Source organism: Streptomyces sp. NPDC020747 (assembly GCF_044334695.1).
Taxonomy (GTDB): Bacteria; Actinomycetota; Actinomycetes; order Streptomycetales; family Streptomycetaceae; genus Streptomyces.
The window spans coordinates 226,977-250,460 of record NZ_JBIRTJ010000011.1; the positions used below are offsets into that span (position 1 = coordinate 226,977).

20 protein-coding genes and 1 pseudogene are annotated in these 23,484 nt (G+C 71.4%); 11 read left to right on the top strand and 10 right to left on the bottom strand.

Going from position 1 to position 23,484, the window contains the following annotated elements; all coding sequences use genetic code 11:
- The first annotated feature begins 82 nt into the window (after positions 1-82).
- The 9 genes from ACH4YP_RS28135 to ACH4YP_RS28175 all read left to right on the top strand — a co-directional run bounded on the left by ACH4YP_RS28135 (position 83) and on the right by ACH4YP_RS28175 (position 11,653).
- Positions 83-1,132 (top strand): FecCD family ABC transporter permease, encoded by a 1,050-nt coding sequence (locus ACH4YP_RS28135; RefSeq protein ID WP_398493236.1) that lies wholly within the window; start codon positions 83-85, stop codon positions 1,130-1,132.
- A complete protein-coding gene (locus ACH4YP_RS28140; protein ID WP_398493238.1) occupies positions 1,129-2,172 on the top strand; it encodes a FecCD family ABC transporter permease in 1,044 nt (347 codons plus the stop codon). The genes ACH4YP_RS28135 and ACH4YP_RS28140 overlap by 4 nt, the downstream gene beginning before the upstream one ends.
- Positions 2,169-2,984, top strand: coding sequence for an ABC transporter ATP-binding protein (locus tag ACH4YP_RS28145; RefSeq protein ID WP_398493239.1), 816 nt, complete (start codon positions 2,169-2,171; stop codon positions 2,982-2,984). Before ACH4YP_RS28140 ends, ACH4YP_RS28145 begins: the two co-directional genes overlap by 4 nt.
- Before the next feature lie 116 nt (positions 2,985-3,100).
- Entirely contained in the window at positions 3,101-4,120 is a 1,020-nt protein-coding gene (locus ACH4YP_RS28150) for an ABC transporter substrate-binding protein (RefSeq protein WP_398493407.1), read from the top strand.
- A 253-nt stretch (positions 4,121-4,373) separates the two neighbouring features.
- The gene (locus ACH4YP_RS28155) at positions 4,374-5,555 is read left to right on the top strand and encodes an acetyl-CoA carboxylase biotin carboxylase subunit family protein (RefSeq protein ID WP_398493241.1); all 1,182 of its coding nucleotides are present in this window, start codon (positions 4,374-4,376) and stop codon (positions 5,553-5,555) included.
- A gap of 29 nt (positions 5,556-5,584) precedes the next feature.
- On the top strand, positions 5,585-7,426 hold the full coding sequence (locus ACH4YP_RS28160; RefSeq protein WP_398493242.1) for an IucA/IucC family protein: 1,842 nt from the start codon (positions 5,585-5,587) through the stop codon (positions 7,424-7,426).
- Positions 7,423-8,625 carry an MFS transporter gene (locus ACH4YP_RS28165; protein ID WP_361068505.1) on the top strand — a complete coding sequence of 401 codons (1,203 nt, stop codon included), beginning with the start codon at positions 7,423-7,425 and terminating at the stop codon, positions 8,623-8,625. Before ACH4YP_RS28160 ends, ACH4YP_RS28165 begins: the two co-directional genes overlap by 4 nt.
- A complete protein-coding gene (locus ACH4YP_RS28170) occupies positions 8,613-10,409 on the top strand; it encodes an IucA/IucC family protein (RefSeq protein WP_398493245.1) in 1,797 nt (598 codons plus the stop codon). The genes ACH4YP_RS28165 and ACH4YP_RS28170 overlap by 13 nt, the downstream gene beginning before the upstream one ends.
- A complete protein-coding gene (locus ACH4YP_RS28175; RefSeq protein ID WP_398493247.1) occupies positions 10,406-11,653 on the top strand; it encodes a type III PLP-dependent enzyme in 1,248 nt (415 codons plus the stop codon). Before ACH4YP_RS28170 ends, ACH4YP_RS28175 begins: the two co-directional genes overlap by 4 nt.
- Before the next feature lie 133 nt (positions 11,654-11,786).
- On the opposite strand, the gene ACH4YP_RS28180 is transcribed toward ACH4YP_RS28175, so the two are convergent.
- From ACH4YP_RS28180 to ACH4YP_RS28200, 5 genes are all read right to left on the bottom strand, one after another.
- Complete coding sequence (locus ACH4YP_RS28180) at positions 11,787-12,284, bottom strand: hypothetical protein (RefSeq protein ID WP_361068496.1); 498 nt, start codon at positions 12,282-12,284, stop codon at positions 11,787-11,789.
- A 358-nt stretch (positions 12,285-12,642) separates the two neighbouring features.
- Entirely contained in the window at positions 12,643-15,753 is a 3,111-nt protein-coding gene (locus tag ACH4YP_RS28185; RefSeq protein ID WP_398493249.1) for an ATP-binding protein, read from the bottom strand.
- A 110-nt stretch (positions 15,754-15,863) separates the two neighbouring features.
- Complete coding sequence (locus ACH4YP_RS28190) at positions 15,864-16,286, bottom strand: ACT domain-containing protein (protein ID WP_361068490.1); 423 nt, start codon at positions 16,284-16,286, stop codon at positions 15,864-15,866.
- Positions 16,287-16,295: 9 nt separating this feature from the next.
- Positions 16,296-16,463, bottom strand: a complete 168-nt coding sequence (locus tag ACH4YP_RS28195) for a CGNR zinc finger domain-containing protein (RefSeq protein WP_398493409.1) — start codon at positions 16,461-16,463, stop codon at positions 16,296-16,298.
- 40 nt (positions 16,464-16,503) lie between these two features.
- Positions 16,504-16,680 (bottom strand): hypothetical protein, encoded by a 177-nt coding sequence (locus ACH4YP_RS28200; RefSeq protein ID WP_398493420.1) that lies wholly within the window; start codon positions 16,678-16,680, stop codon positions 16,504-16,506.
- Between ACH4YP_RS28200 and ACH4YP_RS28205 the strand changes: the two are divergent.
- Positions 16,643-16,777 (top strand): annotated as a pseudogene (locus tag ACH4YP_RS28205) (pyridoxamine 5'-phosphate oxidase family protein); the annotation flags it as partial. The gene ACH4YP_RS28200 and the pseudogene ACH4YP_RS28205 sit on opposite strands and share 38 nt — an antisense overlap.
- Positions 16,778-17,118: 341 nt before the next feature.
- On the opposite strand, the gene ACH4YP_RS28210 reads toward ACH4YP_RS28205, so the two are convergent.
- The 5 genes from ACH4YP_RS28210 to ACH4YP_RS28230 form a co-directional block, all read right to left on the bottom strand.
- Positions 17,119-17,361: a DUF397 domain-containing protein gene (locus tag ACH4YP_RS28210; RefSeq protein WP_361068485.1), complete on the bottom strand. Its 243-nt coding sequence runs from the start codon at positions 17,359-17,361 to the stop codon at positions 17,119-17,121.
- An 83-nt stretch (positions 17,362-17,444) separates the two neighbouring features.
- Positions 17,445-18,611: a thiolase domain-containing protein gene (locus ACH4YP_RS28215; protein WP_361068482.1), complete on the bottom strand. Its 1,167-nt coding sequence runs from the start codon at positions 18,609-18,611 to the stop codon at positions 17,445-17,447.
- The gene (locus ACH4YP_RS28220) at positions 18,608-19,672 is read right to left on the bottom strand and encodes a thiolase domain-containing protein (RefSeq protein ID WP_398493252.1); all 1,065 of its coding nucleotides are present in this window, start codon (positions 19,670-19,672) and stop codon (positions 18,608-18,610) included. Before ACH4YP_RS28220 ends, ACH4YP_RS28215 begins: the two co-directional genes overlap by 4 nt.
- Positions 19,673-20,614 carry a Zn-ribbon domain-containing OB-fold protein gene (locus ACH4YP_RS28225; protein ID WP_398493253.1) on the bottom strand — a complete coding sequence of 314 codons (942 nt, stop codon included), beginning with the start codon at positions 20,612-20,614 and terminating at the stop codon, positions 19,673-19,675.
- A gap of 188 nt (positions 20,615-20,802) precedes the next feature.
- Positions 20,803-21,603, bottom strand: coding sequence for a crotonase/enoyl-CoA hydratase family protein (locus ACH4YP_RS28230; RefSeq protein ID WP_398493254.1), 801 nt, complete (start codon positions 21,601-21,603; stop codon positions 20,803-20,805).
- 188 nt (positions 21,604-21,791) lie between these two features.
- Here ACH4YP_RS28230 and ACH4YP_RS28235 point away from each other — a divergent pair, with 188 nt between their 5' ends.
- A complete protein-coding gene (locus tag ACH4YP_RS28235; RefSeq protein ID WP_398493256.1) occupies positions 21,792-23,411 on the top strand; it encodes an acyl-CoA synthetase in 1,620 nt (539 codons plus the stop codon).
- Positions 23,412-23,484 lie beyond the last annotated feature (73 nt).

The window sequence follows — 23,484 nt, forward strand, 5'->3', positions numbered from 1 at the left end:
GCAGCGTGTGATCGCACCCCTGAAGCAACGATCAAGGGAGGCGCACGTCACAGCCCATCCATAGCTGGTTGAAAAGTAAAGCATGCCTAACCTAAGCTCACTAACTGTGACTGCGACCGAACGGGCCGCACCTACGGGTGTGCCCCCACGTGCCCTCCGGCACATACCCGTGTTCCTCCTCGGTGTCGGAGCCCTGGTGCTCTGCGCCGCCCTGAGCCTTGCCCTCGGAGCCCGCTCCGTGCCCCTGTCGACCGTGGCCGGCGCGCTGTTCGGCGACGCCCACGGGCGCGACGCGCTCGTGGTGACGGGGCTGCGGCTGCCGCGTACCGTCATCGGGCTCGCGGTGGGTGCCGCGCTCGGGGTCGCCGGGGCGGTCGCGCAGGGCATCACGCGCAATCCACTGGCCTCGCCGACGACCCTCGGCATCAACGCCGGTGCGGGCTTCGCGGTCGTGGTCGCCATCTACGTCCTGCACCTGAACAGCCCCGCCGAGTACATGTGGTTCGCGTTCGCGGGAGCGGCAGGCGCCGCGGTGTTCGCCCAGGCGCTGGCGCGGCGGGCCGGTGACATCGATCCCGTACGGCTCGCGCTCGGCGGGACCGTGCTCCAACTCGTGCTGCTGTCCTGGACGTCCGCGGTGATGCTGGCCAGTCAGCGCACCCTGGACGAGGCCCGCTTCTGGCTGGCCGGATCGCTCGCCGGTCGCACGCTCGACGTGCTCTGGCCCGTCCTGCCGACCCTCGTGCTCGGTCTGCTCCTCGCGCTGGCCGTCTCCCCCGCTCTCAACGCCCTTGCGCTGGGCGACGATTCGGCCCAGGCGCTGGGTGTGCCGGTGGCGCGGATCCGGCTGGCCGGGGGCATCGCCGTGGTCCTGCTCGCCGGGTCCGCGGTCGCCGTGGCCGGGCCCGTCGCCTTCATCGGCCTCGCCGCACCCCATCTCGTACGCCCGCTCGTCGGCAGTGACCACCGGATGCTGGTGCCCGCCTGCCTGGTCGCGGGTCCGCTGCTGCTGCTCGCGGCCGATGTCCTCGGACGGCTGGTCGTACGGCCCTCCGAGCTCGAAGTCGGCATCGTGACCGCCTTCCTGGGCGCGCCGCTGCTGGCGCTCCTGGCCCGGAAGGTGGCCCGATGACCCTCACGTACACGGCCGTCGGCGGACGTGCCGCGGCCCGGACGCGCAGGCGTGTCCTGGTGTTCGGCGTCTGCGGTCTCGCCGCCCTCTTCGTGCTGCTGACCGTCTCTCTGGCGACCGGCGAGATGCGGATTCCCCCGGCCACTGCCCTGCGAGCCCTTGTCGGCGCCGGCGACCCCGATGACGTCCTCGTGGTGCGCGAGTTCCGCGCGCCGCGGGCGGTCGCGGCCATCGTCGCCGGTGCCGGACTCGGAGCGGCGGGCTGCGTTCTGCAACGGCTGTTCCGCAACCCCCTGGCCTCCCCCGATGTCATGGGGGTGACAGGCGGCGCGTCGCTCGGCGCGGTCGCGCTGCTCGCGGCCGGCGCCTCACAGACGCTGATCCCGGTCGGCGCGCTGACCGGCGGCCTGGTGGCGGCGCTGCTGCTCGGGGTCTTCGCGTGGCGCTCCGGTCTCGCCGTCACCCGGCTCGTGCTCACCGGACTCGCGGTCCAGGCGGGTCTCGCCGCCGCGGTGAACCTGATGATCGTGCGGTTCCCGGCCGAACTGGCCGGCTCGGCACTGCAGTGGACCACCGGCTCGGTGTACGGGCGCACGTGGGCCGAGGTGTGGGGCGCGGGCGGTGCCATGGTCCTCGTGCTCGCCGTCGCCCTCGTCATGCACCGCAGACTCGCCGTGCTCGACCTGGGCGACGACTCGGCGGGCGCACTGGGTCTCAACACCTCCACCGCGCGCCTCCAACTCCTCTTCCTGGCAGTCACGTTGGCCTCGCTGGCCGCCGCGCTCGCCGGTCCCGTCACCTTCGTGGCGCTGGCCGTGCCGCACATCGTGCGGTTCGTCACCGGCCCGCCGACCGCCGCCACCCTGGCGCTGGGCTCCCTCACCGGAGCCGTACTGCTGCTCGCCTCCGACCTCGTGGTGCAGCACCTCGTGCCGGTGAACGGACTGCCGGTCGGAGCGGTCACCGCCACCCTCGGCGCCCCCTTCCTGCTGGTGCTGATGTTCCGTCAGAGCAAGCCCGTCCACAGGAGCCACGCATGAGCACGACCAACCAACTGTCCACGCGGGGGCTGGACCTGCGCTACGGCGACCGGCTCGTGGTCGGCGGACTCGACCTGACGCTGCCCGGCGGTGCGGTCACCGCGATCGTCGGGCCCAACGCCTGTGGCAAGTCCACCCTGTTGCGCGGTCTGAGCCGGCTGCTCGCACCGGCCGCCGGGACCGTGGCCCTGGACGGCGCCGACATCCACCGCCTCTCCGCGCGGACGCTCGCCCGCCGGATGGGACTGCTTCCGCAGCAGCCGGTCACCCCGGAGGCGATCACAGTCGAAGCGCTCGTACGACTGGGCCGCTATCCCCATCAACGGCTGCTCAGCCCCTGGTCGACGGCCGACCAGAAGGCGGTGGAGGAGGCGTTGGAACGCACCGGCACCACCGCACTGCGCGACCAGAGCGTCGACCAGCTCTCCGGCGGGCAACGGCAGCGCGCCTGGATCGCGCTGGCGCTGGCGCAGGACACCGAGCTGCTGCTCCTCGACGAGCCGACCACTTTCCTCGATCTTCGGCACCAGCTCGACGTCCTCGACCTGGTCGCCGCCCTGCACGCCGAGGCCGGCCGCACCGTGGTGATGGTGCTGCACGACCTCGGACAGGCCGCCCGCTACGCGGACCACATGGTGGTCCTCAAGGACGGCCGCCTCGCCGCCGCCGGCCCACCGGCCGACGTGCTCGACGCGGAGCTGGTCAGATCCGTGTTCGACGTGGACTGCCGGGTCATCCCCGACCCGGAGACCGGCACACCGCTGGTCGTCCCCAGGAGCAGCGCGACACGGCGCACCACCACGACCGCCTGACCCACCGCGCGCACCCGCGCGCCACCGCTCATGGCATGTGTACCGACCACACCTTGTCGTCCGCGCACCCATGAGTCACACCCATGACGCACACCTACGAGAAAGACGAACACCCCATGCTCAAGCGATCTCCCCTGCGCGGAATCGGCAGACTCCTCTCGCTGCTGCTCGCCGTCGTGCTCGGCACCGCGGTGCTGGCCGCCTGCGGCAGCGACGACTCGTCCGGCACGAGCAGCGCGGCGAAGCCCGTCGCGGACGGCGCCGCGTTCCCACGCACCCTCAAGACCGTGATGGGCGACGTCAAGATCCCCGCCCAGCCGAAGCGTGTGGTCGTGCTCGACACCGGTGAGCTCGACGACGTCACCCTGCTGGGCATCGACCCGGTCGGCGCCGTCGCCCCGCACTTCAAGACCGAGGGCGGCTTCCCGGCGTACCTCAAGGGCGAGTTGGACGGTACGAAGGACGTCGGTCCGCTTCTTGAGCCGAACCTCGAACTCATCGCCTCGCTGAAGCCCGACCTGATCCTGTCCTCCAAGGTCCGGCACGAGAAGGTCTACGACAAGCTGAGCGCCATCGCCCCGACCGTCTTCACCGAGACCACCGGCGGTGTCTGGAAGGAGAACCTGAAGGTCCACGCCGAGGCGCTCGGCCTGGAGACCGACGCGGCCGCGAAGCTCAAGGAGTACGAGACTCGGGCCAAGGCGCTCGGCGAGGCCATCAAGAAGAAGGACGGCGGCACCATGCCGACCGCCTCCGTCGTGCGCTTCATCGCCGGGCCGACCCGCCTCTACCAGTCCAACTCCTACAGCGGCGTCGTCCTCGACGACATCGGCCTCCAGCGTCCGAAGACGCAGATCTCCGACGACCCGGAGGTCACGATGAAGGACGTCAGCCCCGAGCAGATCGACCAGGCGGACGCCGACCTGATCTTCGTCACCGCCGCCGACGCCGAGGACAAGACCCAGAAGAAGGACGTCGTCTCCAACCCGGTCTGGAAGGACCTGGCCGCCGTCAAGAACGACAAGGTCTTCGAGGTGCCGGACGAGACCTGGATGTCCGGCATCGGAGTCCAGGCCGCCGAACAGATGCTCGCCGACGTGGCGAGGGCAGCCGGCGTGACACTCCCGAAGAAGTAACTCCCGCCGCTAGGGCCCTTCTGATGGATCTCCGTGGGAGAAGAAGCGGCGGTCGGTGCGTGCGATCGGCGTGCGGTGTGGAGGGTCATGTGGCGGAGCCACCTGGCCCTTCGCGCCGTGCGGCGAGCGTGCGTGCCGGGCGTCGCGACGCCGCGGAGATCCATCAGAAGGGCCCTAGGGGCGGGCCCGGCATCCAGGGCCCGCCCCTCACCCCCCACCCACGAGCGGAAGTTGTCACCTCTTGTCCCCTCGCATGCGTATGTACCTCCTGGCCCTCAACCCGACCGACTCCGTCACCGAAGGGTTCCTGCCCGCCGCCGCGCGGCTCGGCCTGGACATCACGCTCCTCACCGACCAGCCGGACGCCCACCGGAGCGCGTATCCGGAGATCGAGATCCTTGAGTGCGACGTACGCGACTTCCGCGCCGTCGTCACCCGGATCTCGACTCATCACCGCCCCGACGCGGTCTTCACCAACAGCGACCATCTGCAGACCCAGGCCGCCCTGGCCGCCGACTACTTCGGCCTCTCCGGCAAGGACTGGCGGGCCACCTTGCGCACCAAGGACAAGGCCGAGATGCGTCGCCATCTCACCTCCCTCGGCGCGGACACCGTGTGGTCGACCGAAGTCACCGATCCCGCGGGCCTGGCCGCCCTCGACCTCCCGTACCCCTGTGTCGTCAAGCCGCGCGAGGGCGTGGCCAGCGAGGACGTCGTACTCGTCGACGGTCCCGGGGAACTGGTGGCACGCTGCACGGAGATCCGCGGCCGTCGCCCGGGGGCCGCCCTGGTCGTCGAGGAGTATCTGCCGGGTGAGCTGTACACCCTGGAGACGCTCGGCGACGGTCACGTCCGCCATGTCCTCGGCGGCTTCCACACCAAGGTGTCACCACCGCCGCACTTCGTCGAGGAGCGGCTCACCTTCGTCGCGGCCCATCCCGAGCCGGTCGTCGCCCAGGTGCTGGCCCAACTCGACACGCTCGGAGTGGGGTTCGGCGCCTGCCACACCGAATTCGTGGTCCACGAGGGCCGGGCGCGGATCATCGAAGTCAACTACCGCGCCATCGGCGACCAGTGCGATCTACTGCTGGCACGCCTGCTGGAGATCCCGCTCTTCGAACACATCCTGCGTACGCACCTGGGTGAGCGCCTGCCCGCGGACCTGGGAGCACGACGTGACGGCGCGGCTCGACTGGAGTATCCCTGCGCCGAGAGCGCCGGGATGCTGACCGTCGCCCCCGCTGCCGCCGAACTGACCGTCGACGGGGTGCGGTTGACGTACCGCCCGCTCCGGGAGATCGGCGAGCGGCACGAGGTGTATCGCACCAATCGCGACTACCTCGGCGTCCTGCGAGCCATGGGTACCGACCAGGAGGCCGTGGACAAGGCGGTGGCCGAGTTCCTGGCCGGACAGCGGTGGGAGATCCAGCGGTGACGGCCCCGACTGCGACCACCGGAGACTCCTTGAGCACCGAAGTCTCCTTGAGCACCGGCGACGCGTACGGTGCCCGGCCGGGAACCGACTCCACCGAGGGCGAGTTGGTGATCCGGGTACTCAGCGCTCTCTTGCGTGAGGACGTGGTCGGCCTGCGCACCCGCAGCACGCTCGTACATCGCGCGGACGGTGCCTGGCTGCAACGGCCGGACGAGCAAGGCGGGTTCCTCCTGCTGCCCGTCGTCGAGGACGGGTTCCAGTGCGAGTTCGCGGCCCGACTGCCGCTGCTCGTCGGGGAGTCCGAGAAGACCGCGCCCGTCCTGCACGAGACGTGCGACGAGATCCTGGGCGCGCTGCGCGTCCTGGCCGACCCTGTCGACCAGGACGGGTTCGACGGCCTTGCGGAGGAGTGCCGTCAGACGCTGGCCACCATGCGGCTGCAAGCCTCGGTCCGGTCGGACGTCGCCAAGCGGCTGACGGACCGTCTCGGCGCGGACCCGGCCGACTGGACCGGGATGACAGCCGGGCTGGCGTTCGACACCCTCGCCGCCCATCTCGACCATCCCGTCTATCCCACGGCACGTGGCCGCTCGGGGCTGACCGACGATCAACTGCGCGCGTACGCACCGGAGTTCCACCCCCGCTTCGAGCTGCGCTGGCTCGCCGTGCCACGAGAAGCGGTCACCGGCACACTTCCGGACGGCTGGCCCACGCCCGCGCTGCTCGGGCTGGGGGAGGTCGACCTCACGCATGTGGCTCTGCCCGTACACCCGTTGACCCTCGGCGCCCCACTGGAGGGGGCTCTGCGCGCCACCGGTCTGGCGGACCGCGCGGTGCTCGCCGACCGCGCCCACCGCGAAGTCGTGCCGACCCTGTCGATGCGCACGGTCGCGCTGTCCGCCGACCCGCTGCTGCACGTCAAACTCCCCCTGGTCACCGCGACGTTGGGCCTGCGCAACCAGCGGACCATCAAGCCCGGGACGCTGGTCGACGGGGCTGCGGGACAGCGTCTGATCGAGCGGGTCGTCGCTCGCGAGCCCCGCTTCCGGGACACGATCCTGCACGCCGACGAGACCGTGTACACCCATGCCGGGCACGAACTGCTCGCCGCGCTGTTCCGACGCTACCCCGCCGGTCTCCAGGACTCCGTCGTCGTGCCGATGGCCGCGCTGCTCGCCGAAGCACCCGGCGGCCGGCTGGTCGTCGATCATCTGGCCGACCGCTTCTACGGTGGTGACCCGCTCGCCCTGCTGGACGCCTGGCTCGCCCTGCTCTTCGACTGGCAGACCACGCTGTTCTGCTATGGGATCGCGCTGGAGTCGCACCAGCAGAACACCTCGCTCGTCCTGGACCGGCGAGCCGACGGCCGCACTCGGCTGCGGCTGCTGCTGAAGGACAACGACGGGCCGCGCGTCAACACCGCACGGCTGCGGGAGCGGTTGGGTGAGGGATTGAGTGAGCGGTTGGGTGAGCAGTGGGGTGACGACGGCCCCGGGGCGCGTGACTTCGACGACGCCCGGACCTTCGGCGAGAGCGACCAGCCGGTCGTCGACCTGTTCACCACCATCACGGTCCATCTGTGCGCGGGCGCCTACGCGTTCGGGCTCGCCCGGCACGGTCGCGCTCCGCTTCCGGTACTGCTGCGGCTAGTACGCGACCGGCTCGCCGAGGCGGTCGAGCGGCTCGGAACAGGAGCGGGCGAACCCGGTGCCGTACTGCGGGCCCAGGTACTGGACTCGCCCCGCCTGCCCGTGAAGGCGATGGTCACCGCTGGAACCCTGCTCACCAAGGAGCGTTCGGGCGCCACGGACATCAACAAGCACTACACGACCGGCCCCAACTACCTCCTGAACACGGGGGATTCGGTATGACCGCCGAAGTCCTCCGGATGCCCCGCCCCGGATTCGGCCCCCGGCACGTGCACGCTGTCGCGGGCTGCTACTTCGTGGCGTCGTTCGCGGCACTGGGGCTGCCGCCGTTCCTGACCGAGATCCTGCCGGAGCTCGGCGATCGGACCGCGCGCTGGGCGGGTCTGCTGTATGTCGTGCCCACCGTGTTCGGCGCGCTCGGCGCCCCCCTGTGGGGCCGGCTCGCGGACCGCTTCGGGCGAAAACGGCTGTTGCTGCGGGCCCAGTTGGGACTTGCCGTCGCCTTCCTGCTCGCGGGGTGGGCCGATTCGCTCGGCACGTTCACCGCGGCGCTGGTGTTGCAGGGCATCCTCGGCGGCACGTTCGCAGCGTCCAACGGCTACCTCGGTGCCGCGCTGGAAGGGCCCCACCTGTCCAGGGCACTCACGCTGATGCACGGCAGCGCGCGGGCGGCCCTGGTCGTCGCCCCGATCGTCGTCGGCTCCCTGTCGTCCTGGCTCTCACCCCATCGCCAGTACGCGCTGCTCGCCCTTCTCCCGCTGGCCGCCGCCCTGTTGCTCGCCGTGCTGCCCGAACCACAGGCGGACGAGGCCGACTTGACGGAGGCGGCGGCGACTGTCGAGCCCGCCCCGGCGGCGGCCCTGCGCAACCTGTACGCGCTCGAGTTCGCCTTCGTCTTCTCCACGGTCATCTCCTTCCCCTACCTCATCTCCCTTGTCGAGGAACGAATACCGGGCGCGTCACCGACGCTGTCGGGCGCGCTGTTCGCCCTCCCCCATCTCTGCTACCTGATCGCCGCCATGCCCGTACACACCGCCTTCCGGGACCGTCCCCGGGCCGGGATCGTGATCGGCTTCGTCTGCGTCGCGATCGGACTGGCCGGGCACAGCGTGGCCGACTCCCTCGCCACCCTGATCGGCGTACGGCTGGTCCTCGGCCTGGGGCTGACGCTCGGCCTGGTGTGTCTGTCGGTGCTGGCCGCCGACTGCGTCAAGGGCCGTTCCCCCGGGGGGCTGTTCGGGTCGCTGGAGTTCTTCTCCAAGGCCGGCGCGGTCGCCGCCGGCGTGGCCGCGGCGGCGGGCAGCGCCCGCTACGGACCGACCGCACCCCTACTGACCGGCGCGGCCGTCGCACTGATCACCGTATGCGCGACCATCCTCCGCTCTCTTTGCACCCGCTGGAGCCACACATGCCCTCGCTGACCGAGTCGCTCGGTAGCACCCCCACCTCCACCGCCGTCCCCACCGCGCCGGCCGAACTCCCGTCCCCCGACGAGGCCGTGGCGCGCACCCTCCTCAACTGTCTGCTGCGCGAGGTGTCGGCGCCCGAGCGCCAGACCGCCTTCACCGACGGCCGGCTGCTGCTGCGCCTCCCCCGCCGCGGTGTGCTGCTGCGCGTCGCCCTGCGCCGTACGTCGCTGCTGGGCGCGCACCGCTTCGCCGGTCCGGTGAGCGAGCAGACGGCCGACGGCGGCTGGCACGTGGTCGGCTGGCGGCGGCTGGCCGAGTACACGCAGGACGAGCTGTCCCTGCGTACCGGTGTGCGCAACGAGGAGTTCCTGGAACAGATCGACTCAAGCCACCGGACCATCGCCGCATCTCTCGCCGTACGGACCGGGAGCGGCCCGGGCGCTCTCCCCGTGCAGGCGGGCACGCCCGTCGCCGCCTATCTCGCGTCCGAGCAGTCGCTGCTGTTCGGGCACCGCTTCCACCCCACGCCCAAGGCGCGCACCGGGGACGCGGACTCCTGGCTCGCCTACTCGCCGGAGGCCGGCGCGGCCTTCCCCCTGCGCCACCTCGCCGTACGGGAACACCTGATCGCCGAGGAGGCGGCGGAGCCCGGCGCCCTGGACGCGCTCGACGGGCGGGACAGGCGGGACCGACAGGGCGGCGCCGACGTGCCCGACGGCTACCGGCTGCTGCCCGCCCACCCCTGGCAGTACGCGATGCTCCGCGAGCACCCGGTGCTGCGCGCGGCCCTTGGCCGCGGGGACATCCTCGACCTCGGCCCGGGCGGCAGGCCCTTCGCCGCCACCGCATCCGTACGGACGCTGTACGACGGCGAGTCGTTCCTCAAGTTCAGCCTGAACGTCCGGATCACCAACTGCCTGCGCAAGAACGCGAGTTACGAGCTGACCGGCGCCGTCGCACTCACTCGCCTACTGGGCCCGGCCCTGGCCGACCTGGCCGAGCGCTTCCCCGGCAGCGCGGTGCTCCGCGAGCCCGCGTACCGCAGCCTCGCCCTGCCAGGACCGGACGGCACCCCGGACCGCGACCTGCTCGAAGGCTTCGGCGTCATCGTCCGCGAGGGCCTGACCAGGCACCTCCTGCCCGGCACCACCCCGCTGCTCGCTGCGGCCGTCGCGGACGAGTACCCGACGAGTTCCGCGCACGTCTCCCGTCTCCTCGACGGGGCCGGTCCGCAGGCCGTGCTCGACTGGTGGTCGGCCTACCTCAGGCTGCTCGTGCCGCCGGTCCTTGCCGCCTACTTCGACCACGGTCTGGTGCTGGAACCCCATCTGCAGAACGTGCTGATCTGCGTCGACGGCGACGGCATGCCCGCCCAGGTCCTCTTCCGCGACCTGGAGGGCACCAAGCTCGTCCCCGAGCACCACGCCGAGACCCTCGCCGCGCTGCCGCCCGAGGTCGCGGGCCCGATGACGTACGACGCGCAGCGCGGCTGGGACCGGGTCGTCTACTGCCTGCTGGTGAACCACGTCGCCGAGTTGCTGGCCGCGCTCGCCGACCTGCACCCCCATGCCGAGGCCGCGCTGTGGGCGGAGGTCCGCGTCACCCTCCAGGCGTACGCCGACCGGCACGGCTGCCCACCGCCGCTGGCCGCGCTGCTCGCCGGAGTGCCCCTGCCCGCCAAGGCGAACCTCCTCACCCGCTGGGAGCGCAAGGCCGACCGCGAGGCCGGCTACGTCCGACTGCCCTCTCCGCTCGGCGAGGACATCCTGCGCCACACGACCGGGAGCACCCGATGACCATCCCCACCACGGCCGTACGGGACCGCGTACTCTCCCTGCTCTCCGGCGAACTCCCCGCCTACGTCTACGACTTGGCGGCACTGCGCGCACACGCCGCGAACGTGCGGGCCGCTCTGCCCGAGCGCGTCGAGCTGTACTACGCGGCCAAGGCCAACCCGGAGCCGGAGATCCTGGCCGCGCTGGGCCCGTACGTGGACGGCTACGAGGTCGCTTCGGGCGGCGAACTCGCCCACGTCGCCAAGGCGGTCCCGGGCCGCCCTCTGGCCTTCGGCGGCCCGGGCAAGACTCCCGCCGAGATCACGGCCGCGCTGGAGCGGGGCGTGGAGCGTTTCCATGTGGAGAGCGAGTACGAGCTGCACATGCTGGCCGAACTGGCGCGGCAGGTCGCGCCCGACACCTCGGTCGCTGTCCTGCCGCGCTTCAACCTCCCTGTGGCGTCCGGCTCGTTGGCCGCGAGCTCGCTGACGATGGGCGGCCGTCCCACGCCCTTCGGCCTCGACCCGTCCGAGGCGGACACGGTCGTGCGTCTGCTGACCGACGGCATCTATCCGCGTCTCGAACTCCGGGGGATTCACGCCCACTTGGTCAGTGGACTCCGGGCTCCTGAACAGCTCGCGGTGGCCGAGTCCATCGTGAGCTGGGCCGTGGGACTGGCCGAGCGGCACGACGGGGTGCGGATCGCCGAGGTCAATGTCGGCGGGGGCATGACGGTCGACTACGCCGCTCCCGAGGACCGTTTCGACTGGGTCGCGTACGGCGAAGGACTCGCCGAACTCACCCGTCGGTACCCGGATCTGACGTTGCGTATCGAACCGGGGCGGGCGCTTACGGCGTACTGCGGCTGGTACGTGACCGAGGTGCTGGACGTGAAGCAGAGCCACGGCGAGGAGTTCGCCGTGGTGCGCGGTGGCACGCACCACATGCGCACTCCCGCGACCAAGGGGCACGACCAGCCCTGCACCGTGCTCGCGGCGGAGGACTGGCCTCATTCCTGGCCACGGCCGGTCGCGAAACGCGAACTCGTCACGCTCACAGGCCAGTTGTGCACTCCGAAGGATGTCCTGGCCAGGGACGTCCAGGCACCGGGGCTGAGGGCGGGCGACCGCGTGGCGTTCGCACTGGCGGGCGCCTACGCGTGGAACATCTCGCACCACGACTTCCTCATGCACCCGCGGCCCGGGTTCCACTTCCTGGACGGTGTGGACACCGAATCGGCCGGGGGTGAGGGGGCGCCGGGCTAGGGCTTCTCGCCCCAGACCTACCTGGCTCCGTCCGGCGGTCGCCTGAACGTGGTCTCGCCGTCCGCCGGCGGTTCGCCGCGGACGGCAGGGTTCGGGCGGCAGGGTTCGGGCGGCAGGGTTCGGGCGGCGGGGTTCAGCCCTGCTGGAAGAGCTCCGCGGGCAGGGGCTTGAGGAGCGCGTACAGGTCGTCGGTGATGGGGCGGTCCCAGGCGGCGATCGTCACCAGGACGTTGTCGCTGCGGTCGAACTGGACGCAGGAGATCCGCGTCTCGGAAAGCTTGAGGCGGCGCACGATGAGCAGGTTGTCGCCCTGCATCACCGGCATGTCCTCGACACCGACGACCGTGACCTCTTCCTCGTTCTCCAGCGCCAGCAGCAGCTGCGCCACCTCGAAGGGGACCTCCCCCTCGGCGACGTCCCGGGCCGGTGAGCCCTCCGGCAGATTGCCGATGATCATCGCGGGGCCGCGGCCGCCGAACAGGTCGTAGCGCAGGAAGACACCCTGGCAGCTTCCGTCGGGCGCGGGCAGCAGGCCCGCGCCGAGATTGCCGGGCCAGTCGCCCGGGTCCATGGCCAGAACGTCGAATTCAGGCCCGGCGGGAGTGGCACTGCGGCGGCGGAGGAAGGACATGCCGCAATGGTACGTGCCCCGAGGGGTGGACGGGCGTGGGGTCGACGGCCGTTGGCCAGCGAACGTTGGCCATCACGTGTTGACTGGGACGGGTCCATCAACGGGCGTTGACCGTCGCGTGGCGACTTCGAGCCGTTTCCGTCACCGGCTGTTTGCCAACGCTCGTTGCCCCGGCCTCGGCGAGCACGAGCGAGCGTTTGCCAACAAGCGTTGGCTTTGCCTCCGCCCGTTGCCCACGCTCGTAGGCCGACGCCGGTAGGCCTACACCGGTAGGCCTACACCTGTTTGCCTACAGCCGTTGGCCGACGCCCGTGGGCCCACCAATACGGGCCAACACCGGTGGGCCCACACCCGTTGACTAGCCGTTCGTTCCCGCTCCCTCTCCCGCTCCGGGCCCCTCTCCCCCTGCCTCCACTGCCTCCCCTGCCGCCGCTGGCTCCGTCTCCCCCAACGCCGCCCCCAGCCCCGCCCGGTCCGTGCCCACCTTCCGGTACACCGCCGACAGCAGTCGCACCACCGCCGGCTCCTCGGTGTGCAGCTCCTCGGCGATGCCCGCCGGCGTGCGACCGCGCACGGTGAGTGTCGCGGCCGCGCACTCGCGGGCGGTGAGCGTGTCCGTCTCGGTGCTGTGGAGACGGCGCGGCCGCAGCCCGGCCGCGGCCAGTTCGTCGCGCGCGGCCTCGACAAGCCCGTCGGCGCCGCACTGCACGGCCGCCTCCAGCCCCCGGTAGAGGTGCTCGGCGGCTTCCCTCGCGCGGCCCGTGCGCCGCAGCTCCGTGCCGAGGGCGACAAGGGCGCAGGCCAGTTCGTACGCGGCCGGCGAGCGTTCCAGGTGGCCGACCGACTCTTCGAGGAGTTTCACGCGGGTCGAGCCCGAGGAGACGTCGGCCGCGGCGCGCAGCGCCTGGCCGATCGCCGACGGCGCACCGAACAGCCGAGCCCGGCCCACGGCCTCGAACGCCGTGGTCACCGCCCGCTCCGGGGCATCGTGGCTCTCCGCACGGGCGAGGTGCAGCTGCCAGGGGCACCACGACGGATTCCGCATGCCGCGCGGGTCGAGGCGGCGCCCGGCCGCGGCGAGTTCGACGGCGGCGTCCTTCGTCAGCCCCCTGGCCAGCAGCAGCTCGCCGTGCACGGTCTGGGCGTCGGGGAAGACGACGGCGGCCGGGAACGGTTCCCCGAAGGCGTACTCCTCGGCGGTCTGCGTGGCCTCGGTGATCCGGCCGCGGGCGAGCAGGATCTCGATGAGTGTGCCGACGGCGTACCAGTGGGCGGGCGTGCCGGGCCCGACGCGTTCGGCGAGCCTGAGCCCCGCGCGTACGAAGTCCTCGGCCTCGGCGAGACGGCCGCGGCGGAAGCGCAGGTACCCGAGGAGGGTGTAGCCGAAGGACAGGTGGGCCCCGTGCCAGCCCTGCCGTTCGAAGTCGGCGATCCCGGCGGCGAAGAGTTCCTCGGTGCGCCCGGGCCGGTCCGCGTACATGAAGGTGAGGGCGACCAGGACGGGGACCTCGAAGCCGCGGTCCGCCTCGGCCCAGCCGAAGCCGCCCGCGAGGGCTCGTTCGGCGTGGTGGATCGCGATGTGGGCGGGTTCGCCGCGCAGGGTGGCGTCCCAGGCGCGCAGGCCGATCACATAGCGCTCGGTGAGGTCGCGGCCGGTCAGCCGGTCGGCGAGCCGGGCGAGGCGGCGGGAGCGGGCAGGTGAGTCGGGTTCGTCGGCCCGGAAGGCGTCCCACATGAACTGCTCGGACTGCATGCGCAGCCGTACGCGGGCGTCGCCGGTCACCTTGACCTCGCGGGAGAGGGCGTCGGAGGCCTCGCCCAGGCGGTCGCTGTGGGCGAGGACCTGGGAGAGCCGGTAGACGATGTTGTGCCGCAACTCGGCGTCGGCGATGGGCTCTTCGAGAGCGGCCCGCAGGTGGTTCACGGTGGTCGCGGGTTCGGTGAGCAGGGAGGCGCTGCCGAGTTCGTAGAGCACCGCGGCCCGTTCCGCGCCGGGCGGGGGTTCGCGCAGCGCGCGGGCGAGGTGGCGGCGGGCCGCGTCGGGAGCTCCGGCGCGCAGGGTCTCGCGGGCGGCGGCACGCAGCTGCTGGACGACCCAGACGTCGCCGTCGGGGTGGGTCTCCATGAGATGCCGGGCAGCGGCGGCGGAGCCGAGACCCGCGTCGACGACACACCAGGCGGCCTGGCCGTGCAGGGCCACCCGTACGCCCCGGGGAATGGCCCGGTAGACGGCGGTGGCGATCAGCGGGTGGACGAATTCGAGAGTGCCCTCGGCTGTCACGGCGCCGGTGAGGATACGGGCTCCGCGCAGGGCGTCCGCCGCGTCGGCGGCCTCCTCCGAGCCGAGGCCCGCCACGGCCGCGGCCAGCGTGGGAGGGATCTCGGTGCCGAGGACGGCGCAGGCCCAGGCGAAGCGGACGGTGGAGGTGCCCAGGCGTTCGAGGCGGGCGACGAGTCCGCTGCCCTTGACCGCGGCGGCCAGGTCGCGCAGCAGATGTGCCCCGGTCTCGGTGGGGGTCAGACCGCGGTCGCGTACCTTCGCGGTGAGTTCGACGGCCTCGAACGGGTTGCCCGCGGTCACGGCCCAGCACTCGCGGCAGAACGCGTCGTCCGCCTGGGTGCCGAGGGATTCGCGCACCAGATCAGCGACGGCGACCGCGCTGAGTGGTTCCAGGTCGAGAGGACGTCCGCCTGCCCGGCCGGGCAGGGCCTTGAACGGCTCGGCGTGGTCCGGGAGTTCGTCGGGACGGTAGGCGACGACGAGCAGCAGCGGCAGTTCCTCGGCGCGGGGTGCGAACGCGGCGAGCCACTGCAGTGACTCGGCGTCGGCCCAGTGCGCGTCGTCGAGGACGAGCACCATCGGCGCGCGTCGCACCGCGAGGTGCGTGAGCACCCAGTCGAGGCCGTCGCGCAGGCCCTGTTGGTCGGGCGGTGCGCCTTCGGCGGGTGCGCACAGGCCGAGTGCGGGTCCGACAATGGCGTACCAACTGCCCAGCGAGGCACGGAGTTCGGCCTCCGGGACGCCCGCGAGCTGGGGCTGCAGAAGCTGGCGTGCGACGTGGAAGGCGACGCGCTGCTCCTGGTCGCCGCCGCGCGCGGACAGCACCGTGCAGCCCTTGGCGGTGGCGCGACGGCGTACTTCGGCGAGAAGGGTGGTCTTGCCGATTCCGGCACGTCCGGCGAAGGCGAGCAGCCCGCCGCGGGGCCGGTCGTACGGTTCGGCGCCGTCCCGGCCTGGGCCGGTGCCGTTCTGACCTGGGCCGACATCGTCCCGACGAGGGCCAGTACGGTCCCGACGAGGACCGGTGCCGTCTACGGTCGAGCGGGTCCACGCCACTGGCTCCGGCGAGGGCGTGTGTCCGCCGTCCGTTCCCAGTCCGGTGACCTCGGCCAACGCCTCATCCACAGCCGCGAGTTCACTCTCGCGCTCGAAGAGCGTCCTTCTGCTCCGCATGCCGCGCTGACCCATGCCGCACCCCCTGCCACGGTGGTGCGACCGGCGCGGGGAGACGGTGCGCTCCGTGACCTACAGGCAGCTCAGCGTACGCCCGGAGCCAGTGGCGCGGGCCCGTTCGACCGTTACTGACCGGAGCGGTCGGCCAGGTGTTCCAGAAGGGCCACGGCCTCGGCGGCGCGCTCGTGCGGCACGAAGAGGTGATCGTGGTGGAAGCCCGCGACGACGTTGCAGCTCAGGCCCGCTTCGGCCAGTGCCTGGGCGACGGCGGCGGTGAGGCCGACGGCGTCGAGCGCGGAGTGGATGCGCAGGGTGATCCAGCCGGCCACGAAGTCGTACGTCAGACGCGCGGCGTCGGCGTCCTCCTGCTGGACGACGAGGGTGAGGCCCTCGTCCTCGACGACGGTGACGACCGGCGAGAGCCCTGGGGGTGCTGTGGCACCTGGGACGGTGGTGAAGACGAAGCGGCCGGGATGCAGGGCGGGTGCCATACCGCTCAGCAGTCGACCGAGATCACGTTCCGCGCTCTTACCGCCAGGACCGCTCATACCCGGAGGCTATGCCGTTTTCTTGTGTCGTTCGTGGTGGCGGGCGACACGGGCACGGTTGCCGCACGACGGCTTGCACCATTCCTGACGGGGGTGGTCCTTGAGGAAGTAGCGCACACAGCGCGGCGCGTGGCAGGCGCGCAGCCGCTGCCGGTCGGGGCTCGCGAGGAAGGCGATGGCCGCGGTGAACTCGTCGTCGCCGTGCGGAGGATCTGCGTCAACTGCCGCGTGGCCTGGAGGTGTTCGCGGGCGAGCTGCCCGTGTTCGACCCGTCCGGGGCTCCGGACACTCCGGCGGAGCTGTTCGCCGAGTGGCTGCTCGCGGCCGTGGCGGCCGGGGTGCGCGAGCCGCACGCGATGACGCTCTCGACGGCCGGTGCCGACGGGAATCCCACGGCACGGACCCTGATCCTCAAGGGGCTCGGTCCGGACGGCCGGCAGTTCGCGTCGGACGGCGGCAGCGTCAAGGCCCGAAACCTGGCGGAGCGGCCCTACGCGGCGCTCACCTTCCACTGGTCGCCGCTCGCACGACAGATCCGGGTACGTGGACCGGGCACCGGTACTCCGTGCCAGGGGCGACAAGGAGCGACGGCACACGCGGCTGGCGTACGTACGCTCCGGGGAAGGCTGGGACAAGCAGTCGCTGTGGCCTTGAAGGGGGCAGCCGGCGTACGCCCTGACCGGGCCGGCTTCCCGCGAAAGGCCCGTCGGCGGCCCCGGTTTCCCGGGGTCCGCCTCGCTCAGGCATGGCCCCGGGAAACGGCCGAGGATCGCGTGGCCCGAACAGGAGAAGAAAGCACCCCTCCTGTCGGGTCAGGCTCCCCCACGTCCTCTCACGTGAGGTCGAACTCCCCTTCCCGCGCCCCTGACACGAACGCTCCCCATTCCGCGGGCGTGAAGATCAAGGAGGGGCTTTCCGCGCGGCCACTGTTGCGCATCGCGATGAAGCCTTCGACAAAGGCGATCTGGACATCCCCCAGTCCGCGGCTGCTGGAATGCCAGTCGGCGCTGCTGAGGTCAAGCTCCGGCTTGTCCCAGCCCGCGAGCGGGTGCTGTTGGATGGTGCTCTCGGCCACGTCCGTGCTCCTCCCGGTTCGTCGTCCGCGGCCAGCCTAGCTTTCGGTCACTGCCGCGCACAGGCCACGTGAGGGGGACACCTTCAGCTGGTCGGCGGCGTGGCTCCGACCAGCCACATCGAGAAGAACTGGGACCCGCCGCCGTAGGCGTGCCCAAGGACCCGGCGCGCGCCGTCGACCTGGTGCTCTCCGGCCTGTCCACGCACCTGAAGTGCGGCTTCCGCGAACCGGATCATCCCGGAGGCCCCGATCGGGTTGGTGGACAGCACCCCGCCCGACATGTTCACCGGCAGGTCCCCGTCGAGTTCCGTGACCCCGGACTCGGTGAGTTTCCAGCCCTCGCCCTCCGCGGCGAAGCCGAGGTTCTCCAGCCACATGGGCTCGTACCAGGAGAACGGGACGTACATCTCCACCGCGTCGATCTCGCGGCGGGGGTCGACGATGCCGGCCTGCCGGTACACGTCGGCCGCGCAGTCCTTGCCGGCCTGCGGCGAGACGAAGTCCTTGCCCGCGAAGAGCGTCGGCTCGCTGCGCATCGCGCCGCCGTGCATCCAGGCGGGCGGGCGCGGCGAACGGGCCGCTCCCGCGCGGTCGGTGAGGACCATCGCGCACGCGCCGTCGGAGGACGGGCAGGTCTCCGAGTAGCGAATCGGGTCCCAGAGCATGGGCGAGGCCTGGACCTTCTCCAGCGTGATGTCATGCTCGTGGAGATGCGCGTAGGGGTTCTTGAGCGCGTTGCGGCGGTCCTTGTACGCGACGAGGGAGCCGACCCCGTCGGGGGCCCCGGTGCGTCGCATGTAGGCGCGTACGTGCGGCGCGAAGAAGCCGCCCGCGCCGGCGAGCAGGGGCTGCTGGAAGGGGATCGGCAGGGACAGGCCCCACATGGCGTTCGACTCGGACTGCTTCTCGTAGGCGAGGGTCAGTACGGTGCCGTGGACGCGGCCCGCGACGAGGTTCGACGCGACGAGCGCGGTGGACCCGCCGACGGAGCCGGCGGTGTGGACGCGCAGCATGGGTTTGCCCACCGCGCCGAGGGCGTCGGCGAGGTAGAGCTCGGGCATCATGACGCCCTCGAAGAAGTCGGGCGCCTTGCCGATGACGACGGCGTCGATGTCCGCCCACGTCAACTCGGCGTCCGCGAGGGCGCGTTGGGCTGCCTCGCGGACAAGTCCCGCGATGGACACGTCCCTTCGGGCCGCGACGTGCTTGGTCTGGCCGATCCCGACGACGGCCACGGGCTCCTTGCTCATCGCGGGTCTCCCTCCAGTACGGCGACCAGGTTCTGTTGCAGACACGGACCCGAAGTGGCGTGCGCCAGCGCCCGGTCGGAGTCGCCGCGCCGGATCCGGGCGGCCGCCTCGCCGATGCGGATGAGGCCCGCGGCCATGATGGGGTTGGCGGCGAGCGGTCCCCCGGACGGGTTGACGTCGACGCTGTCGTCCAGCCGCAGGGCCTTGCGCAGCACCACCTCCTGCGAGGTGAACGGGGCGTGCAACTCTGCTGTGTCGACGGGCCGTTCGAAGGCTCCGGCCCGTTCCGCCGCCAGTCGCGAGGACGGCGAGTCGGTCAGGTCCCGTACGCCGAGACCGTGTGCCTCGATGCGGTGGTCGATGCCCCGGATCCAGGCGGGCCGCTCGCACAGGTCCCGGGCGCGCTCCCCCGCGGCGAGGATCACCGCGGCCGCACCGTCGCCGATGGGCGGGCAGTCGCCGGTACGCAGAGGACGTACGGCGTAGTCGCCCAGCGGCACCGAACCCCTCAGCTGGGCATGGGAGTTGTCGGCGGCCGAGGCGCGGCTGCGGGTGGCGACGGCGGCCAGCGCGGGCTCGTCGGTGTCGCCCGCGTCGATGAGGGCCTGGGCCTGGAGGGCGGCCAGGGCTATGGAGTCGGGCCACAGGGGCGCCACGTAGTAGGGGTCGAGTTGCCGCGTCAGTACGTCCCTCACCGACCCGGGGGACGACTTGCCGTACGCGTACACGAGCGCGGTGTCGGCCTCGCCGGTGAGGAGCTTCGTCCAGGCCTCGTACAGCGCCCACGCCCCGTCCATCTCCACGTGCGACTCGGAGATCGGCGGCCAGGCTCCGACGCCGTCGAGTGCCATCGTGAAGGAGAAGGCGCGGCCCGCGAGGTAGTCGGTGGAGCCGGAGCAGGTGAACCCGATGTCGCTGGTCTTGAGCCCGGTCTGCGCCAGCACCTCGTGCAGGACGGGCATGAGCATCTCCACCTCGGAGAGCTCGTCGGTGGTGCGCAGATGGTCGGTCTGGGCGAAGGCGACGACGGCGATGTCCCTCAGCGGCCTCGGCGCGGGCATCTACACCAGCTCCTTGTACGTGTCGTAGTCCGCGTCGGGTTCGCCGGTGGGCCGGTAGTGGTCGGGGTAACGGCCCCCGTCCGTCCACACCGGCTCGACGCGCAGACCCATCCGCACCTGGTCGTAGGGGATGCCACCGATGCGGCCGTGCAGGGCGAGGTCGGCGCCGTCCAGGGCGATGTGCCCATAGACGTAGGGCACTTCGATGTCGAGGTTCTTCGCCTTGATGTTGACGATGCAGTACGTGGTGAGTGTGCCGCGCGGCCCTACTTCCACCTGTTCCGATGTGGCCACACCACATGTGGGGCACGCGCCCCTCGGCGGGACGTACACCTTGCGGCAGGACGGGCAGCGCTCGCCGACGGCCCGCCGGTCGGAGAGCGCGTTGATGTAGCCGGACTGTGCGCGGCCGGGCGAGTAGGTGTAGTCGAGGCGGGCGGGCGCGACGATGCCGGTCACCATGTCCTCGAACCGGCCGTCGCTGCCGGTGAGTTCGGCGCCGGCACCGTCGTACGGTTCGAAGCAGGCGATGTCGGTGATGGCCCCCGAGCGCTCCTCGGCCCACCGGACCCTGACTCGCATTCCGGTGTGTACTGCGTCGGGGCCCGGGGCGTCGAGTGCGTGCAGCATGCCGGTGTCGGCGCCGTCCAGTTTCACCAGGACCCACGCGAACGGCGTGTCCAACGGCTGGCCCCGGCGGGGTTCGTGGTTCCAGGCCCACGTACTCACGGTCCCGGTGGACCCGACCTCGACCAGCTCACCGAGATCCTCGGAGGTGACGGGGTCGTACTCGACGGGCGGCACCAGCGTCCGCCCGTCACGGGTCTTCACCCCGAGCACGACCCGCTCCCGCAGTCCGGTGAGAAACGCGCTCTGGACGGGACTGAGGGAACGAGTGAAGGGAAACTCGACGACCAGGGGTGCTTTGAGGACTTCGGGCACGGGATCTCCTCACGGAACGGATGGCCGCGTCCCGTCTGGGGGCGCGGAGCTGTGGCACCTGCGGCGCGGTCGCACGGGCGCGATCGGCGCCCCGAAAGGGGCGCGGGGCTGTACTTGATCTGCGGCTCCGCCGCGGGGCGCGACCGGCCACAACGAGCCCGCGGCTGCAGACCGGCCGCACGCGGATATCACTCCCGCCGGTACACCGCTGCCCTCTTCTCCGCGAAGGCCCGCGCCCCCTCCTTCGCGTCGGCCGTGTCGAAGATCGGCCAGCCCTTCTTCAACTCGGCCGCGAGCCCGTCCCCCTCGCTCATCTCGGCGGTCTCGTACACGGACGCCTTCACGGCCTCGACGGCGAGCGGACCGCAGTCGTTGATCTGCCCGGCGATCTCGAGGGCCTTCTCCAGAGCCGTCCCACCGGGGACGACATGCCCGATCAGACCGATGTCGGCGGCCTCCCGCGCCGAGTACGCACGGCCGGTAAGCAGCATCTCCAGCGCGTGCGTCCGCGGAATCTGCCGCTGGAGGCGGACCGTCGAGCCACCGATCGGGAACAGACCGCGCTTCACCTCGAAGAGCCCGAACGTGGCGGACTCCCCCGCGACCCGGATGTCGGTGCCCTGGAGGATCTCGGTACCGCCGGCCACGCAGTAGCCCTCCACCGCGGCGATCACGGGTTTGCGGGGCCGGTGATGCCGCAGCATCGCCTTCCAGTGCAGATCGGGGTCGGCCTTGAGCCGGTCCCGGTACTGCTGGCCCTCCATCCCCTTGCCCGCGAGGGCCTTGAGGTCCATGCCGGCACAGAACGCGCCGCCCGCGCCGGTGAGGATGATCGAGCGGATGGCGTCGTCCGCGTCGGCCTCGACCCAGCCGTCGTACAGGCCGACCAGCATCGGCAGCGAGAGCGCGTTCTTGGCCTCGGGCCTGTTGAGCGTGAGCACCAGTGTGGCGCCTTCGCGCTGCACGGTGAGGTGTTCCGTCCCACCCATTGCCGTCCTCCCGTCTCAGGAACGAGAACAGGTTGCAGGAGCGGAGGGGCCAGTTCAAGGGTTTTCTGACAGTCAGTCAGATTTCTTCTGCGCGGACCCTTCACAGTTGTGGCGGGCTTTGCTCTGATGACCGGCGAAGCGATGACGCACGTCCGATCGTCGAAGCTTGCCAGGGGTCAGGAGGAGCGGTGGAGTACAACCTTGCCGACCTGTTCGAGTCGGTCGTCGACGTGGTCCCCGACCGGGAGGCGCTCGTCTACATCGACCACCCGGGTACGGGTGCGGAACGCCGGCTCACGTACGCGGAGCTGGACGCGGCGGCCAACCGCGTCGCCCACCACCTGATCGACAGCGGCATACGCCCTGGTGAGCATCTCGGGCTGCATCTCTACAACGGCATCGAGTATCTGCAGACCGTCCTCGGCTGCCTCAAGGCCCGGATCGTGCCGGTCAACGTCAACTACCGCTATGTGGAAGAGGAGTTGGTCTACCTCTACCGGGACGCGGATCTGGCGGCGCTGGTCTTCGACACGGAGTTCACCGAGCGGGTCGCGGCGGCCCTGCCACGCGCCTCGAAGCTGCGGCATCTCGTCCGGGTCGGCACCCCGGCCCCGGACGCACCCGCGCTGCCGACGGTGGACTTCGCCGACATCGACACGTCCGGATCGTCCGAGCGGGGCTTCCCGCCCCGCTCCCCCGACGACCAGTTCATCATCTACACCGGCGGCACGACCGGGATGCCGAAGGGTGTGATGTGGCGTCAGGAAGACCTGTTCTTCTCGGGGTTGGGCGGGGGCGCCCCGACCGGCGAGCCGGTGAAGACGCCGGAGGAGCTCGCCGAGCGGGTCGCGGCCGGCGGCGAGGGGATCACGTTCTTCCCCACGCCCCCGCTGATGCACGGCACCTCGACCCTCACCGCCTTCATCGGCTTCAACTTCGGCCAACGCGTGGTGATCCACCGCAAGTTCGCGCCCGAGGAGGTGCTGCGGACCATCGCGAAGGAGAAGGTCACGAGCATGTCGCTGGTCGGCGACGCGATGCTGCGGCCGCTCATCGACGCGCTGAACGGGCCCATGAAGGGCACCGACACCTCGTCCATGTTCAGCGTCTCCTCCTCCGGCGCGATCATGTCGGAGACGGTGCGCGCGCAGTTCCAGGCGCTCATCCCGAACGTGATGCTGCTCAACAACTTCGGTTCCTCCGAGTCCGGCTTCAACGGCACGGCGACGGAGGACTCGGGCCCCGGCCGCGGGTTCCGGATCCGCGTCAACTCCCGTACGCAGGTGGTGGATCCGGCCACCTACGAGCCGATTCCCGTCGGCGAGGTGGGTCGCGTCGCCCAGCGCGGCCATGTGCCCCTCGGCTACTACAACGACCCGAAGAAAACCGCCGAGACCTTCTTCGAGAAGGACGGCGCGCGGTGGGTGCTGCTCGGTGACATGGCGACCGTCGACGAGGAGGGGGTCGTCACCGTCCTCGGGCGCGGTTCGCAGTGCATCAACACCGGCGGCGAGAAGGTGTATCCGGAAGAGGTCGAGCAGGCGCTCAAGTCGCATCCCGACGTGTACGACGCCCTGGTCGCCGGAGTGCCCGACGAGAAGTGGGGCAACCACGTGGCGGCCGTGGTCCAGCTGCGCACAGGCGCCGGGCGGCCGTCCCTGGACGACATCCAGACCCACTGCCGCACCCATCTCGCGGGCTACAAGATCCCGCGCCAGCTGGTCGTCACGGACTCCATCCAGCGCTCGCCGAGCGGCAAGGCCGACTACCGGTGGGCACGCTCGGTGGCGGCGGAGGCCGCCCACTAGGCCTGCCGAGAGCAGCAGGGCAGCAGGGCAGCAGGGCAGCAGGATGGTGCGGCGGCCGCTTCCTCCGCCGCAC